This window comes from Endozoicomonas sp. ALB091 (assembly GCF_049310265.1).
In the GTDB taxonomy this organism is placed as follows: Bacteria; Pseudomonadota; Gammaproteobacteria; order Pseudomonadales; family Endozoicomonadaceae; genus Endozoicomonas.
On record NZ_JBLYNQ010000007.1, the window covers coordinates 1 to 14,920 of the forward strand.

General features: G+C 48.7%; 14 protein-coding genes. 6 read left to right on the forward strand and 8 right to left on the reverse strand.

What is annotated here, in order from left to right; all coding sequences use genetic code 11:
- Positions 1–440: 440 nt before the first annotated feature.
- From ACO6UX_RS12280 to ACO6UX_RS12290, 3 genes are all read left to right on the forward strand, one after another.
- Positions 441–1,280, forward strand: a complete 840-nt coding sequence (locus ACO6UX_RS12280) for an AAA family ATPase (RefSeq protein ID WP_422447965.1) — start codon at positions 441–443, stop codon at positions 1,278–1,280.
- 18 nt (positions 1,281–1,298) lie between these two features.
- Complete coding sequence (locus tag ACO6UX_RS12285; RefSeq protein WP_422447967.1) at positions 1,299–2,474, forward strand: vWA domain-containing protein; 1,176 nt, start codon at positions 1,299–1,301, stop codon at positions 2,472–2,474.
- Between the two features lie 305 nt (positions 2,475–2,779).
- Entirely contained in the window at positions 2,780–3,391 is a 612-nt protein-coding gene (locus ACO6UX_RS12290) for a hypothetical protein (RefSeq protein ID WP_422447969.1), read from the forward strand.
- A 280-nt stretch (positions 3,392–3,671) separates the two neighbouring features.
- On the opposite strand, the gene ACO6UX_RS12295 is transcribed toward ACO6UX_RS12290, so the two are convergent.
- The 4 genes from ACO6UX_RS12295 to ACO6UX_RS12310 form a co-directional block, all read right to left on the reverse strand.
- Positions 3,672–4,622 (reverse strand): hypothetical protein, encoded by a 951-nt coding sequence (locus ACO6UX_RS12295; RefSeq protein ID WP_422447971.1) that lies wholly within the window; start codon positions 4,620–4,622, stop codon positions 3,672–3,674.
- Positions 4,623–4,769: 147 nt separating this feature from the next.
- Positions 4,770–5,465, reverse strand: a complete 696-nt coding sequence (gene cobB / locus ACO6UX_RS12300; RefSeq protein ID WP_422447973.1) for a Sir2 family NAD+-dependent deacetylase — start codon at positions 5,463–5,465, stop codon at positions 4,770–4,772.
- Positions 5,466–5,480: 15 nt separating this feature from the next.
- Positions 5,481–6,854, reverse strand: coding sequence for a hypothetical protein (locus ACO6UX_RS12305; RefSeq protein WP_422447975.1), 1,374 nt, complete (start codon positions 6,852–6,854; stop codon positions 5,481–5,483).
- Positions 6,855–6,972: 118 nt separating this feature from the next.
- The gene (locus ACO6UX_RS12310) at positions 6,973–8,817 is read right to left on the reverse strand and encodes a beta-ketoacyl synthase (protein ID WP_422447977.1); all 1,845 of its coding nucleotides are present in this window, start codon (positions 8,815–8,817) and stop codon (positions 6,973–6,975) included.
- A gap of 181 nt (positions 8,818–8,998) precedes the next feature.
- Between ACO6UX_RS12310 and ACO6UX_RS12315 the strand changes: the two genes are divergently transcribed.
- From ACO6UX_RS12315 to ACO6UX_RS12325, 3 genes are read left to right on the forward strand one after another with little or no spacing between them, the layout of a single operon-like run.
- Positions 8,999–10,024: a GlxA family transcriptional regulator gene (locus ACO6UX_RS12315; protein ID WP_422447979.1), complete on the forward strand. Its 1,026-nt coding sequence runs from the start codon at positions 8,999–9,001 to the stop codon at positions 10,022–10,024.
- Positions 10,025–10,070: 46 nt separating this feature from the next.
- Complete coding sequence (locus ACO6UX_RS12320) at positions 10,071–10,514, forward strand: DUF2147 domain-containing protein (RefSeq protein ID WP_422447981.1); 444 nt, start codon at positions 10,071–10,073, stop codon at positions 10,512–10,514.
- A 22-nt stretch (positions 10,515–10,536) separates the two neighbouring features.
- Entirely contained in the window at positions 10,537–11,055 is a 519-nt protein-coding gene (locus tag ACO6UX_RS12325) for a hypothetical protein (RefSeq protein WP_422447983.1), read from the forward strand.
- Positions 11,056–11,068: 13 nt separating this feature from the next.
- Here ACO6UX_RS12325 and ACO6UX_RS12330 read toward each other — a convergent pair whose 3' ends face one another.
- The 4 genes from ACO6UX_RS12330 to ACO6UX_RS12345 form a co-directional block, all read right to left on the reverse strand.
- Positions 11,069–11,440, reverse strand: coding sequence for a hypothetical protein (locus tag ACO6UX_RS12330; RefSeq protein WP_422447985.1), 372 nt, complete (start codon positions 11,438–11,440; stop codon positions 11,069–11,071).
- A 261-nt stretch (positions 11,441–11,701) separates the two neighbouring features.
- Positions 11,702–11,959: a FeoC-like transcriptional regulator gene (locus ACO6UX_RS12335; protein ID WP_422447987.1), complete on the reverse strand. Its 258-nt coding sequence runs from the start codon at positions 11,957–11,959 to the stop codon at positions 11,702–11,704.
- Positions 11,960–12,035: 76 nt separating this feature from the next.
- Complete coding sequence (feoB, locus tag ACO6UX_RS12340) at positions 12,036–14,369, reverse strand: Fe(2+) transporter permease subunit FeoB (protein WP_422447989.1); 2,334 nt, start codon at positions 14,367–14,369, stop codon at positions 12,036–12,038.
- A complete protein-coding gene (locus tag ACO6UX_RS12345; protein ID WP_101747532.1) occupies positions 14,366–14,599 on the reverse strand; it encodes a FeoA family protein in 234 nt (77 codons plus the stop codon). Before ACO6UX_RS12345 ends, feoB begins: the two co-directional genes overlap by 4 nt.
- Between the last annotated feature and the right edge of the window lie 321 nt (positions 14,600–14,920).

Genomic DNA, 14,920 nt, shown 5'->3' on the forward strand with positions numbered 1-14,920 from the left:
GTAGACATCCTGGCACAGCAGCATGGCTCTGTATCACTTACTCAAACGCGGGGGGCAGGTGAGCGATATGTTACTGCCGATAAAGGATGGCAAGATCACTGTGACTTAACTAACGAAGGACATTCAGTAAAGCAAACAGGTAAACCAAAAAGTAGAAAAAAGAAGAGAAAATAAGGCCAATAACCTCTTCCCTTCCATCATGACTCAAGAACCGTTTTCACATTGCTGGGAAGGCGGGCTTCCAACTTTTCAATACCTGCCATCCAGGATGGTATTACTGTTTGCATTCATCAACTGAAAAGATCCCCCCTGACAACAGCCGATGACTATCCATCCTCCTCCCTTTTGCGTTACCCTTACCCACAACCTGATGCACGATAAATAAGAGAAACACGTCTGTTGTATTGCGTATTTCCGAATAAAAAGAAGATAACTGCCTTATGAGCTTTGAAAGTACCGACCAGTATATCGCTACCGATGACCTGAAAATGGCCGTCAATGCTGCTGTAACGTTACAACGCCCTCTCCTTATTAAAGGAGAACCCGGCACCGGCAAAACCATGCTGGCAGAACAGGTGGCCCGCTCCCTGGGCAAAGAGCTGCTGCAATGGCATATCAAATCCACCACCAAGGCCCAGCAGGGGCTCTACGAATACGATGCGGTATCCCGCCTTCGAGACTCTCAACTGGGTGATGAGCGGGTGCACGATATCAGCAATTACATTGTCAAAGGCAAACTCTGGGAAGCCTTTGAGTCAGACCAGCAGTCGGTTTTGCTGATCGATGAGATAGACAAGGCAGATATTGAATTCCCCAATGACCTGCTGCAAGAGCTGGACAAGATGGAGTTCAATGTTTACGAGACCCAACAACAGATAAAAGCCCGACAACGCCCTATAGTCATTATCACCAGTAACAACGAGAAAGAGCTGCCCGATGCGTTTTTAAGACGCTGCTTCTTTCATTACATCAGCTTTCCTGATGCAGAAACCATGAGGGAAATTGTCCGGGTACACTTTCCTGACCTGCAGAAAAAACTGGTCGATGAGGCCCTTCAGGTATTTTTCGAACTCAGGGAGATCCCCGGTCTCAAGAAGAAGCCCTCGACTTCCGAGCTGATCGACTGGCTGAAACTGCTCAATTCCGACGATATCCCGGCAGATATTCTTCAAAACCATGATACCAGAAGTGCCATTCCCCCGCTGCATGGAGCGCTGGTGAAAAATGAGCAGGATGTCCATCTGCTGGAACGGCTGGCCTTTATGAGCCGACGCGGTTAACCGGCCTGAGGACTCACCATGCTGACCAATTTTTTTGCAACCGTCCGGGCATTTGGTGTACCTGCCACCACCCGGGAATATCTCGACCTGCTGGCAGCACTGGATGCAAAACTGATCTACGCCGATCAGGAAGGCTTTTACCAGTTAGCGCGAACCATTCTGGTCAAGGATGAAAGGCATTACGACAAGTTTGATAAAGCCTGCCAGGCTTTTTTCAACGACCTTGACGCCATGGATGACATACTGGAAGCACTGATACCTGAAGAATGGTTAAGGCAGGCGTTTATCCGACAGTTGTCCGATGATGACAAGGCAAACATCCAGGGCATGAAAAACCTCCAGGAATTACTCGATACATTCCGACAGAGAATGGAGGAACAGAAAAGTCGTCACCAGGGCGGTAATAAATGGATTGGCACCGGCGGAACCTCACCGTTTGGCGCTTATGGCTATAACCCTTCCGGCATTCGGATTGGTCAGGATCAATCCAGACACCGTAAAGCCACCAAAGTCTGGGATAAGCGGGAGTTTAAAAACCTGGATGATAACGAGCAACTCGGCAGCCGCAATATGAAAATGGCACTGCGCCGATTACGCCGCTTTGCCCGCCAGGGGGCAGCAGACCAGCTGGATCTTGACGATACCGTCCGCTCAACCGCCAGCAAGGGTATGCTGGATATCAAGATGGTGCCTGAACGCCATAATGCCGTGAAAGTGCTGCTGTTCATGGATATTGGCGGCTCAATGGACGATTACGTTCGCCTGTGTGAGGAGTTGTTTGCCTGCTGCCGAACCGAGTTTAAACACCTTGAGTTCTATTACTTCCATAACTATCTCTATGAAAGTGTCTGGCAGGATAACCGTCGTCGCCAGCAGGAGCGCATCAGCCTCTGGGATGTGATTCACCGCTACGGCAAGGATTACCGGGTGATTTTTGTGGGCGACGCCGCTATGTCTCCCTATGAAATTACCTCACCCGGCGGCAGTGTCGAACATTTCAATGAAGAGGCCGGTCAGGTCTGGATGTCACGGCTGAAAGCGCACTTTGACCGGGTCGCATGGCTGAACCCCTCCCCGGAACATGCCTGGCAATATACCTCATCAACACGACTGATTGATGAGCAGATGGAAGGCAAAATGTTCCCGCTGACCATTAATGGCCTGGAAGAGGCAATGGGCTATCTTGCTGGATAAATAATTTTTTAAAGAGGGAACGATTTTCGTGTCAAACAGTCCGATTAGGTAAGAGTGTATCAGTAAGAGTTTCTGAATGATTCATTACTCTTCACCATTCGAATGTTAAGTAGCTGGCCATATGGAATCATATATTTCTGGCTACTTGGGCAGGTGCTATGCGAGGCACAACGGAGGGAGCATAGCCGTAGCTATGTGACCGGAGTTGTAACGAAGCAGAGTGCCTGAACAAGTAGTCAGAAATATATGATTTCATATGGTTAGCTACTTAACATCTACTTCTAATTAGCGAGGAAGGTCTTTCAATGCTGAACCCACCAGGAAGTTATCGCCTGCCACAATCACCAGATTTCAACTCTTATGCAACTGCAATAAGTGAAGAGGATCAGGGGAAATTTAATGATTTTGTAACAAAAATTATCAAAACGGCTGATGATGGTATTGAAAATGCCGCTTTAGAATTAGGCTGCACACCCAAACAAGTTGTCCAACCATTGAGTGATTATTTGATAAAGCATTATTCATTGTCAGCACCGCAAGATTCGAGGATCAGTACCGCTTCAAAAAATCCTGACAACCCCGATAATTGGAGATGGGATCTCTGGGAAAAAAAACTTTATACGCCTAAGGGTTATTTTGTATCAGATGAGATAGAAAGGAAAATTTCTTTTGCATTTGATGGTGAGCTATTCGGGAAAAAGCTTCAATCATGCAAAGATGCGTTGCCTCTCATGCATGTAGCTACACCAAGTTCAGCTTATGAATGTAAAAATGGTTATGCAATCGTAACCAAATTCTGTCAAAATTTAAAACCGATTACCCCATTGATTCGCTATTGTATTAGTAAAGGTATGTTCTCATATGAATTCATTAATAATTTGTACAAAATGTCCGAAAAAATAAACATGGAAACATGAAGTACACAAATTTTCATGACGATGGTTTCTCACCCTCTGTCATGGAAGCTTTAGCCACAGAGTCACGGAGACACAGAGGAAAAGCTTTTTTCTCTCCTCCGTGTCTCTGTGCTTCCGTGGCAATTTTCTTTCACGGCAAAGAACACGAAGGAAAAGAAAATCTCTTCTTTGTGTTCTTCGTGGCTTCGTCTTCAACCTCCCGAAGCTGGGAGTAAGCGCTTAATGTTTTCCCTAAGAGTGCCGCCGAGCTCAGATATACAACTTACAGGTAGCACAACCATTAACACCTGTACGACAGTATCCGTAATGGATTGTTCTTGTAATGGTGTTCAATACGCTCTTCAATTTCTGATGTGGCTGCTTTCCCTCCCAACAGCTGCCATTGTTTTGCCTGGGTCAGATCCTCGTCAGATACTGCCGCCATTAAATTTTGGTTAAGTTTGTCCTCAGGATAAAACCGCGCCAATACCTTATCGTATTCCCCAACCTGGAAAAGATTATTTTCTGCAGCGTACCTTAACTTATCATCCAGAAACTTGTCGTCTATTCGGCCACCGAATTCAATCCAGGCTTTGATATTCTCAGCAGGAGTCTCCACAGCCATCGAACGTCTCAGACAGTGATCTTTTTCCTCTTGAGTAAACGTGCTGATGCCTAGCTTTAACAGCGTCTGTGCGACAGTAAAATCCGCTGACTTAGCAGCTTCACTGCGGACTTCCGGAATTATTTTCTCAACTTTCGGCCCACCTGCCTTCAACGCCCATTTTGCTGCTTCCGTATGGCCCATAAATACAACCTCCCTGAAAAAATTCTCAATAGGATCATCTTCATAGATTTCCCGACTAAGTGAACGAATATAAAAAAGGAATTCAATATAAGATAAATTTATGCCTGGTTCTTTATGAAATGGTCTAAACAGACGTAATAGACTTTTTAATTTATCATCAACTAACTTACCATGATGACCAGATAATAAGCTCGGTTGTATTTGTCGGTGACATGAAACAGGAAGCCCCAGGCTCTTGGCGTCGATTGAAATCATTGACACATCAAGTAATGCCCTTCTGATTACTCTTGCTGATAATTCTTGCAGTGATTCAGTTCCGGTTATTTCAGACTCACCTGAATTTATTATATAAGTTTTAAGAGTATCTACATCTTCAGCTTCCAGAACTCTTTGATATTTAAAAAAGGCAGGCGCTTCTCGCGCCTCACGGGCTTGTTCTTGCACAAGCCCGGGATCCTGTCTATGCCGATATGTCGATAGTTCAGCAAGAGAGAGATTAGCAACATTGTCAGGTAACATTTTCTGGTTCTCAAGCAGAAATATATTTCTGCATCAGACCAATTTTTCTGCATTAAGTTTCCCAAACCCATATCACAACAGCGAACTGAAGAAACGGTCAACCACTTTGGTAGCTGCACCGTAATACTGTTCATCAAAAAAAGAGCCGTGATTGCCCGGCTCAAGGTTCAATTCAACCGTCTTTGCTCCTGCAGCAGCCGCCTCCTGAAAGAACCCGGCAGCGGGATAGACGTTTCCCGACGTACCAATGGAAACAAAGAGATCACAGACGGACAGTGCCTGATAAATCTCATCCATCCGTAAAGGCATCTCACCAAACCAGACAATATGTGGGCGAAGATTACCGGCAACACCGCAGCATTCACAGGGAGTGTCGACGGTAACATCCTGATCCCAATAAAAAACCTGCCCTGTCTCCTGGCAGTGAACTTTCAATAACTCACCATGCATGTGAATCAGCCGGTTGCTCCCTGCCCGCTCATGGAGATCATCAACATTTTGCGTCACCAGAAGAAAACTTCCGGAGAAATGACGTTCAAACGCGGCAAGTACCTGGTGAGCACGGTTTGGTTTGACTGACTTCAGCTGCCGCCTTCGGTCGTTGTAAAAGCGTTGTACCAGTGCGGGGTTTCTGGCATAGCCTTCAGGGGTTGCCACATCGTCAACAGGATGATTCCCCCAGAGCCCGTCACTGGCCCGGAATGTTCTGATTCCAGACTCGGCGGAGATACCCGCACCGGTCAGAACAACAATGGATGAATAGCGCAAACCAACCTCCTGTCATCAACGACGGTATTTAGTCGTATAATGTATGGTTTTGCGGGTACCGGCAGCCACCTCAACACGAAGCTGATCCGGCTTTTCCAGCGTGGCTCCCCTGACACTGTCGAACTTTATCAGGTTGCTGTCACGCTCTCTTAACAACAGCGTAATACTGTCTTGCTGGTCATTAGAGACCGTTGCCTGCCATTTTACCACCAGCTCTTTATCACTCTTCTGTTCAAGATCAAGACGGTTACGCTCAACACGAACGGCCAGCGCTTCTCCCATGGTCAACCAGGCACTATCTCCTGAGGTAGTTTTGGGTAACCATGAGTGACCACTGATGATATAGCCACCCTCCGGATCCTGTTCATACAGACGAACCTGTGCAGGTGGGAGATCCAGGGGGGCCGCAAATTTCCAGGTCAGCCTGGGTCGTTCAACCGTGGCCGTTCTGCCACCGGTGGAGCGGCCATATACGTCAAGGGTATACAGCTTTTCAAGATGCAGTGGTTCTGAGAAAAGATCCACCAGCTGTCTGCTATTGGCGGGAAGAACGGTGTCCTTTGGTAAGGTGGTCAGCAACACTTCACCGACACGCTCCCCGTAGTCAACGGTTTCTGCCATCGCCGAGGCTTTAAGCATCCGGTTCTTTTGGTAAAACTCGGCAACGCCTCCTTCACCACCGGCCACAAGGCGAATGGTTGCCTGATCGAAGTTGATATTGGCACTGTTGGTTAGCAGCGTTTTTAATTCCAGACGTCCCTGGTTGTGGGATAAAAGCGTTAACCGATAATGGCTGTCATAGCTTAATTGAGGCGTAATATACGAGAGCTTCAGGGAACCACTCACCGGCTGCTGGCCAAAATCCGCCTTTACGTACTGGAGATTTTCTCCCTGAGTCTCCGAAGCGGCCAGTGACAGTATCCTCAACCCCTGGGGATCATGATAATCAATCAAATACTGACGGCCATTGTTGCCTTCCACCAGCCCGATTCCCTGCTGGTAGCTGACCAGTTTTCCCTGAATGGCAACGTTAAGACCGCCACCAAACAATTCAACGTTTTTGCCAAGCTGATTCCGATAGTAATTATCGCGATCCAGGCCGCCCTGATGCCAGAAAACGTCATCAGGCCGGTAAACGGTATCACCATCGACGTATTCAAGATTCAGACTGCCATCAAGCCGGTTGATCGGCAGACCGGCAATCTTCAGGCTGCCCTGCCCATCGGGTCGGGTATCGAACCTCTGGCTGACCAGGGCTTTATCACTGTAGAGCGTCACTACCGTTGACTGTGGTTGCTCAACGTTCAATCTGCCTGGTAAAGATTCACCTGATGCCCGGGTTATCACGAACCCAGACAACAGCAGAATCAGTAATAAGTGCTTAAACATAGTGGCTCACCTGTAGGCCGCTGAATTGATAGGTTTGCAAGCACTTTAAAACGAATAGATTGCGTTGTCTCGCAACTTCACAGAAATGAGCGAATCACTGAGGGCAGCCCCCAGGATGTTATCGATTAAACTGCCAGAACGGGTTTTCCATCTCCAGATCTAGCGCCTTTCCATAGCCCGGAACATTTACCTGTTTTTCCGAAAACGTCAGGTCAGAACCGTCCAGCACACCCTCACCAAACTGATAAATGGGGTTTGCTTCACCGCTCTGGCAGCGCTGTTCATAGTCATGCTGCTGCTGGGTGACTGTCTCATTTTTCTGTTGCCACTGCGTCATGGCCTTATCGCCATGGCGGGCTTTGAGCATTTTTCGGGTTATTTCCGGGCTGAGCAGCAGGGCTGTGGCATTGTTGCCACCAAAACCCTTGGCATTAATCAGGGCAAGATCCATCTGATCAGCTCCGGTTTCCAGGTGATTCAGCAGAATATTGAGTTTTTCCGAGTAGACGTCTTCAGCCAGGCCATTGATCGTTCTGATACCGGGAATAAATCCATGCTTCCAGACGCCGAGTGTCGCCATAATCTGATCACCACCCGCTGCGCCGATGGAATGACCAAGGTAACTTTTAACCGCAGCCACCGGCCAGCTTTCCATACCAAACACTTTTGCGGTTTCACTGAGAATCTGTGACTCGGTCACCCGGTTCTGCGGCGTTCCTGTGCCATGGGCCTGAACAAAGCTCCGGTAACGAAGGGCGTCTTCGCCAGCAATGGCTCTGCCCAGGGCGGCAGCCCGGGCCACGGTCAAATGATTACCGGCTCCCGGGGCAGAAATAGACTTCTTGAAACCATCCGCATTAATAAAGACATCCGCCACCGATCCCAGGATCTGTGCACCACATTCAAGGGCCAGTTCGTCATCCATCAACACCAGAAACTGGCTGGATTCGGCAATGGTGAAACCGGCATTGTCGGCAAATGGGCGACAGGCTCTGCGCCAGTCCGGATGGTCAGAATCCGACAAACCATCCAGTTTCCGCAGTGCTGCATCCGTGGTCAAAGCCCCCATGGTGGAATAACCTTCCATGACTTCCGGGGTAATTGGCGCTTCACTGTTGCCCACAATCACCAGACGACGACGGCCACTGCGAATGTCAGCAGCGGCCTGTTCCAGGTTGTAAAGCATGGTGGCACAGGCTCCCATACTGGTACCCGTGCCACCCAGAGAGCCAAGGATATAGGCATTGATAAAATCCGCCGACATCTCGGCAAAACCCAGTGGACACTGTTTGGAAGTGACCCGCTTTCCCAGCAAACGGGACTGAAGCAAACCGCCATTGCCGTTAAAATCCAGCTGGCTCATGGCACTGCCGGAATAGACCGCAACCTGTTCAGGGCTTAGCTTCTGCTTGACCGCAGGCCAGTCCATACCGGAAGAATAAATCGCATCGGATGCACCGAACACCGTCATTGTCAGTGACCTGGGGTGGTTCCGGGACTGGTACAGCTTTTCCGGGGCAAACCCGCTGGGCAGCTGACCCGCGGCATTGACCAGTGATTCACGGATGGAAGGAATCATTAACGGCTGGCCGACTTCGATTTTCACCTTGATCTGGCCATCTTCCAGTTTTTCTAACTGCCAGCCATCCGGCAGTGGATTGGGTAAACGACGGCCCTTCAGAATAATTTCCGATCCGGACTCCGCCTGAATGGCCTGATGAAAAGGAATGGCTTGCGGATTAAACAGGTTGTTTTCCAGCCGGCGAATCAATGTTCCCGACAGAATATCTTCCCGACTGCTGTCTTGTGGCAGATTTCTCAGCGTGCGAAGCGCAGCAAGGGTTTCGTGCTGCGACCGGTCACTCAGGCATTCCAGCACCAAACGACGGTAGCCATGAAAACCAGAGGTTCTTCCAGCTGGGCTGACCCCACCTTGAGCAACAATAACGGGTAATCTGGACAAACCACACTCCTGTATAACAACTGAATGATGCGCCACTCTGAGTAGCGATCAGGTTGTTATGAATGCAAATTAAGAATTAAATGAAGTTGGCACTAGTTTAATGATTTCGTGATAAACTTAACTGGATGAAAAAGACACGAATACGGACAAAAAAGACACATCACTGAGCAGTTTTACGCCAATGTTCCAACAATCCCCCCCAATCCAGTTAAACCGGGTACTGATCCCTATGGTGGAGCATATGATCAGTACCAGTGTGACATTACCCCTTGAGATGCTGGAAGCGGCAATGACCTACACCCGACTGTCAGCCAATAAAAAAAGTATTGAAGTTCATTTCTGTGCCAGTACGCCCGCCCCCATCACCACCACTGGCGGCCTGAGACTGACACCGGACAGAACCTTTAAACAGAGTGGCTATGGTGATCTGATTCTGGTTCCTGCGCTCTGGCGCAACCCGATTCCGGTGGTCAGGAAACACCCGGAAATCATTGCATGGTTAAAACACCAACACGATGCCGGTGCCGTATTTGCCGCAGCTGGTACCGGGGTGGCGTTTATGGCAGAAACCGGGCTTCTGGATCAAAAACCAGCCACAACCCACTGGTTTTACATGGAAAAACTGCAACGTTTTTTCCCGGATATTGAGTTCAAACCCAATCACCTGATCACCCGGGCAGGTCGTATTTATTGCGCTGGCAGTGTCAATTCGGTCGCTGACCTGATGGTGCACATGATTGGCGTAGCGTTTGGCGAGTCCATCGCCCAAAAGGTTGAACAGCAGTTTTCCCATGAAATCAGAAAGCCCTTCAAAGACACTTATTTTGCTGAAGATCATGCCACAACCCACCAGGATGAAGTGATCGTCTCCCTGCAGGACTTTATCCACCATCACTTCGCCAGTGAAATCTCTCTGGCTGCCCTTGGCAGACTGTCGGGCTTGAATGCCCGGACACTGAATCGTCGCTTTCAACAGGCCACCGGTTCCCCGCCAATGGAGTATGTCCGCAAAATCAGGCTTGATCAGGCCAGCGATCTATTAAAGAATACCAACCTGGGCATTGCCGAAATTGCCCAGCAGGTGGGATATGCCGACGCTGATTATTTTTCCAGATTGTTCAAACGTCGCTACCAGCTCACGCCTTCTGAATTTCGCAGAAGTGTCCGGGGCAAACTGTTCTACCTGAATGACACCACAATGGAATGATTACAATAAACGCCGGAAAATTCCGGGGTTTTGGAGACTCCCTCGCATGTTCCCGAGAAAACGCGCCCTGGGCGCTGGATTGTTGTCCCTCTGCCTGTCCTCGTTCAGCCTGGCGGCTTCGCCCCTGGGGCTATGGAAAACCATTGATGACAGCACGGGTAAAGCAAAAAGTTATGTCACAATCTTCGAGGAGAATGGCAAACTGTCTGGCAAAGTGACACAGATTCTTGACCCTGCCAAACAGGACAGCATTTGTGACCAGTGCCAGGGCGAGCTCAAGGATCAGAAAGTTCAGGGCATGACCATACTCTGGGGCATGAAAAAGCAAGGCAGCAAATATGATGATGGAAAAATCGTCGATCCTGAATCCGGGAAAGTCTACAGCGCTAACATGAAAGTGCTGGAAGATGGCAGTAAACTGGAAGTCCGTGGTTATATCGGGTTCGCGCTGATTGGCCGTTCGCAAACCTGGGAACGTGTTGAAGATTAACGCATAATTGAACTCATTAATAATGACCACCGCGTTTCTGGTGGCAGCCGGTCTGATCACCGGCTCTGTTCTCTTCTGGACCCTGCGCCTGGGCATTGGCCCTACTCCCACCTCGCGAAAAGTCAGGGCGGCGATCAGAGATATCCTTCCAGATGACGTGTCCGGTCATGTTATGGAACTTGGTTGTGGCTGGGGACACCTGATTCCCATTTTAAGAGAAAAATACCCTGACAAAAAAATTGAGGCCTGGGAACGTTCTCCGGTTCCAGCCCTGTTTACTGAGGCAAGGTACGGGATCGATGTTATAAGAGCGGATTTCTTCCAGGCAGCCCCTGGTAACGTCGGCCTTGTTGTTTGCTATTTGTATCCCGGAGCGATGGAACGTGTTGAAAGAGAATTGATTCCTCAAATGCCACCTGGTTGCTGGTTACTTACCCACACCTTCAGTTTATCAGGCAGAGTGCCGGTAAAGACGCTTAAGGCCAACGATCTTTACCAGACACCTGTTTTTCTTTATCAAGTTCAGCCAGCTTCATCTTAAAGGACTTAATCAATTAATCTTTGCCTGTGTTCAGATAGGCAGAAATAAAATCAGTTACAAGGGTACATACTCTTGAAAAGACACTCTCTGATGGTTCAGGAACGGGGGTGGCACTGTATAATCCAGCAAACACTTTAGGGTTTTTATCCCGCAGCGTCAGAAGCGTACCTTTTCCTGCCACCATAACAAAACCTTCATCAGCAGTATCTGATTTCACAGATCCTTCAAAAAGAATAGAATCAAGCTCACCCTCATCTATATTTTCTAATTCAAGGGAGACTCCAACCTCCTCAGCAACTGTCATTCCAAATACATGCCCGGTCTTTACAACAGGTGGAACTAATTGATTCCCAGGGGGAGCTCCGTGTATAGCGTCAATATTCATAGTCTATTTCCTACTCCATAAGAAACTTTTCAGAAAACTGAAAAATCTGTGGATTTTGTTATTTGGACTATCGTTTGTTTCGAAAGTTCCATCATGTTACCGGGTAATAATAATTAAACATCTGTTTGACTATTAAAATGGCAAAGAAGCAGGCAAGCGTTATGTAAAAAACGCCAGCTATATCATGATGATGTAATGGTAAAGGAGCTCAGGGGTAAAGAGGTTTTTTATGCAGAACAGCAAATATGCTGTGAAAGTCCGTCAGCCGATGAGACTCAATGGAATATGTTGAGACTTCCCCTGCCAGCGATAGATCTCCAACTCGGCAGGGTCACAGGAAACACACCCCTTTTTGCAGGCCACAAAGCAACCCGGCTGTTCACAGCTCAACTGACCTTTCCTTAGCCAGTGTGAGAGCATCCCTCTCATGGCCTCAGGTGTGGTATTGAATTTCACACTGAGGTCAGCCAGAGAGCACACTTTCTGCAGTTTCAAATAATCGCGGATTTTGATCAGCATGGTCAGCGCCTGTCAGGTTCCGGTTAATGGCCAAAAGCACTGAGGGTGCTTTTGGCCACGCTTTGCGTTTACGATGTCATTGCGGGCTGACATCCATCCGCCCTTGCAGTACTGAGGCTCCCATGCGTTTCATCAAGGTAACCACAATAAACATCATCAGCATGATCGATACCACCCAAAGTAGCGTTTCGCCAGGCTGCACAGATACCAGGGACAACTGGTAATAAATAGTGGCAACCGCATAGCCAAGGAAGAAAGTCCATCCGGAAATGAACAGCGTCCAGCCCAGGGTGGTTTCCCGGTAAATAGCACCCAATGCTGCTACGCAGGGAGTATAAAGAAGGATCATCAATAAGTAGGCAATGACTGCAGCATGACTGGGGAACAGGCCAGCCATAACAGAGAACGTGCTGACCTTGACTGCCTGCTCTTCGGCAACCGCCTCCAGATCGGTCAGATCGCCAACTTCGACACCCAGAGGATCTGCCAGTGTGCCACTTAAACCACTCAGATTGGCTGGAATAGTGGCAACGGCTTCCTGCAAGCCTGCCAACAGGTCAAACGTCGTTTCACTCTCGGTGTCAGCGTTTTCAGACGCGGCAATAGCACCGTACATTGAGTCAAGCGTACCCACAACGGCTTCTTTCGCCAGAATACCTGTAAACAGTCCCACAGCCGCTGGCCAGTTTTCTTCCGTCATGCCCATGGGGGAAAATATCGGGGTAATGGTTTGGCCAATCTTGCTGAGCATGGAGCTCTGAGTGTTCTGGTGACCGAAAGAGCCATCGGTACCAATAGCATTCAGGGTGTTCAGCACGACCACCACCATCACAATCGCTTTGCCTGCACGCAGGATAAAAGCCTTGAGACGATCCCAGGTGCGTAACATGACCTGAGTCACCGATGGCAAATGGTAATTGGGCAACTCCATAATAAACGGCGAACTGTCGCCACTAAGGATGCTCTGCTTGAGAATCAACCCGGTAAATATTGCCGCCAGGATACCCACCAGATACAAAATAAACACCACATTCTGGCCGGACTCCGGGAAAAAGGCAGCGGCAAACAGCGCGTACACCGGCAATCGGGCACCGCAGGACATAAAGGGAGCCATGGAGATGGTCAATAGCCGGTCCTTTTCATTGTCCAGTGTCCGTGCTGCCATAATCGCAGGCACGTTGCAGCCAAAGCCCACCAGCATGGGAACAAAGGCTTTGCCCGGAAGCCCCAGAAAGCGCATGAGTCGGTCAATGACAAAAGCAGCCCTGGCCATGTATCCCGAGTCTTCCAGTATGGAAAGAAACAGAAACAGGAAAGCAATCACCGGGATAAATGTCGACACTGTCTGGATACCACCACCCACACCGTCCGCCAGTAACGTCACTGCCCAGGCGGGAGCACCAACCGAGTTCAGCCAGTGGCCCAGTCCGTCCACCAGCAGAGTCCCGGTAAAGATATCGAAAAAGTCGATAAAGGCACTGCCGAAGTTAATGGTGAACATGAACATCAGATACATGACACCCAGGAAAATGGGGAACCCAAGCACCCGGTTCAGTACCACACGATCAATGGATTCACTCAGCCGGTGACTGACCACGCCCCGCTCACGAATCACTGACTCCATAAGCTGACCAACCACATCGTAACGTCGACTGGCCAGAATAATATCCAGCTCTTCCTCAAGGGCAGCCTCAATGATATGACGCTGCCGGGTAGCCTCATTGACCACCTGCCAGGTCAGTTCCGGCAGAGGCACAGTGTCACCTTCCAGTAACTTCAGGGCATACCAGCGTCGGGACAGCGGACTATCAAGATTCACAGACGCTTCAAGAGTCGCTTCAATAACGGCAATGGCCTGTTCCAGCTGTTCACCAAGGTTCAATGGTGGGGCTACGGAGATACCATTATTCAGAAAATCATTAATATTTTGTAAAAAGGCTTTGATATTGCCTGACTTGCTGGCAACCAGGGACAGCACCGGACAGCCGAGTTCCTCAGCCAGCTTGTCAATATCAATGTCCATGCCCTTTTCCCTGGCAACGTCCATCATATTGAGCACAACGATGACCGGAGCACCCATATCCAGCAGTTGAGTGGTCAGGTACAGATTTCTTTCGATATTTGAAGCATCAAGAATATTGATAATTAAATCAGCTTCACGCTTCAGGATATAATCCCGCGCCACTTTTTCATCAAGAGAAACGTCACTGTCAACCACATCAAGACAGTAGGTTCCTGGCAGATCAACCACTTCTATGGCGTTATCAGCAAAGGTATAAAAACCACTGCGTTTTTCCACAGTAACGCCTGGCCAGTTACCAACCCGCTGCCGGGCACCGGTCAGCGCGTTAAACAGCGTTGTCTTACCACAGTTAGGATTTCCGACAATTGCAACAACGTGTTTTTTCATGTTCTGGAAACCTCTACAACAGCGGCTTCATCCTTTCGAATCGATAATTGAAAGCCCCTGACTTCCAACTGGATTGGGTCCCCCAATGGCGCAACACGACAAACCGTGAACCGGGTTCCGGGCGTCAGGCCCATTGCCAGCAATTTCCGCCGGTAAGCACTGCCAGCATCCGCAAAAGCGGTTACCCGGCCACATTCACCGGTTTTCAGTTCACCCAATGTCACCTTCATGTACATCTTCTCCACAGGCATCATAAAGTCAGTTTTGTACGCGTTTTTTCTGCAAAGCAGGTAATAACTCGCAAAAATGACCCAGATATTTGCACCTAAATCATCTGCCAGGGCCAGAACCTGTTTTTTGTCGGGGTTTTAGTGTGGAATGGTTGCTGCCTGACAAAATGTCAATTGATCTGAATATATACGCAAATGAGAATGGTTACAATTTAGAGGACGACCAATCTCACTCATTGTTGACCCATATCAATGTTCGCAGGTCGTAATGGTAAATCGGGATAAGATATGAAAAAGGCAGGATCTACAGAGTGACTGATT

What these genes read in the sequence shown, in the direction of transcription:
- ACO6UX_RS12280 (WP_422447965.1), top strand. Translation starts at nt 441, where the DNA reads ATGAGCTTTGAAAGTACCGACCAGTATATCGCTACCGATGACCTGAAA.
- ACO6UX_RS12285 (WP_422447967.1), top strand. Translation starts at nt 1,299, where the DNA reads ATGCTGACCAATTTTTTTGCAACCGTCCGGGCATTTGGTGTACCTGCC.
- ACO6UX_RS12290 (WP_422447969.1), top strand. Translation starts at nt 2,780, where the DNA reads ATGCTGAACCCACCAGGAAGTTATCGCCTGCCACAATCACCAGATTTC.
- ACO6UX_RS12305 (WP_422447975.1), bottom strand. Translation starts at nt 6,854, where the DNA reads ATGTTTAAGCACTTATTACTGATTCTGCTGTTGTCTGGGTTCGTGATA.
- ACO6UX_RS12315 (WP_422447979.1), top strand. Translation starts at nt 8,999, where the DNA reads ATGTTCCAACAATCCCCCCCAATCCAGTTAAACCGGGTACTGATCCCT.
- ACO6UX_RS12320 (WP_422447981.1), top strand. Translation starts at nt 10,071, where the DNA reads ATGTTCCCGAGAAAACGCGCCCTGGGCGCTGGATTGTTGTCCCTCTGC.
- ACO6UX_RS12325 (WP_422447983.1), top strand. Translation starts at nt 10,537, where the DNA reads ATGACCACCGCGTTTCTGGTGGCAGCCGGTCTGATCACCGGCTCTGTT.
- ACO6UX_RS12330 (WP_422447985.1), bottom strand. Translation starts at nt 11,440, where the DNA reads ATGAATATTGACGCTATACACGGAGCTCCCCCTGGGAATCAATTAGTT.
- ACO6UX_RS12335 (WP_422447987.1), bottom strand. Translation starts at nt 11,959, where the DNA reads ATGCTGATCAAAATCCGCGATTATTTGAAACTGCAGAAAGTGTGCTCT.
- feoB (WP_422447989.1), bottom strand. Translation starts at nt 14,369, where the DNA reads ATGAAAAAACACGTTGTTGCAATTGTCGGAAATCCTAACTGTGGTAAG.
- ACO6UX_RS12345 (WP_101747532.1), bottom strand. Translation starts at nt 14,599, where the DNA reads ATGAAGGTGACATTGGGTGAACTGAAAACCGGTGAATGTGGCCGGGTA.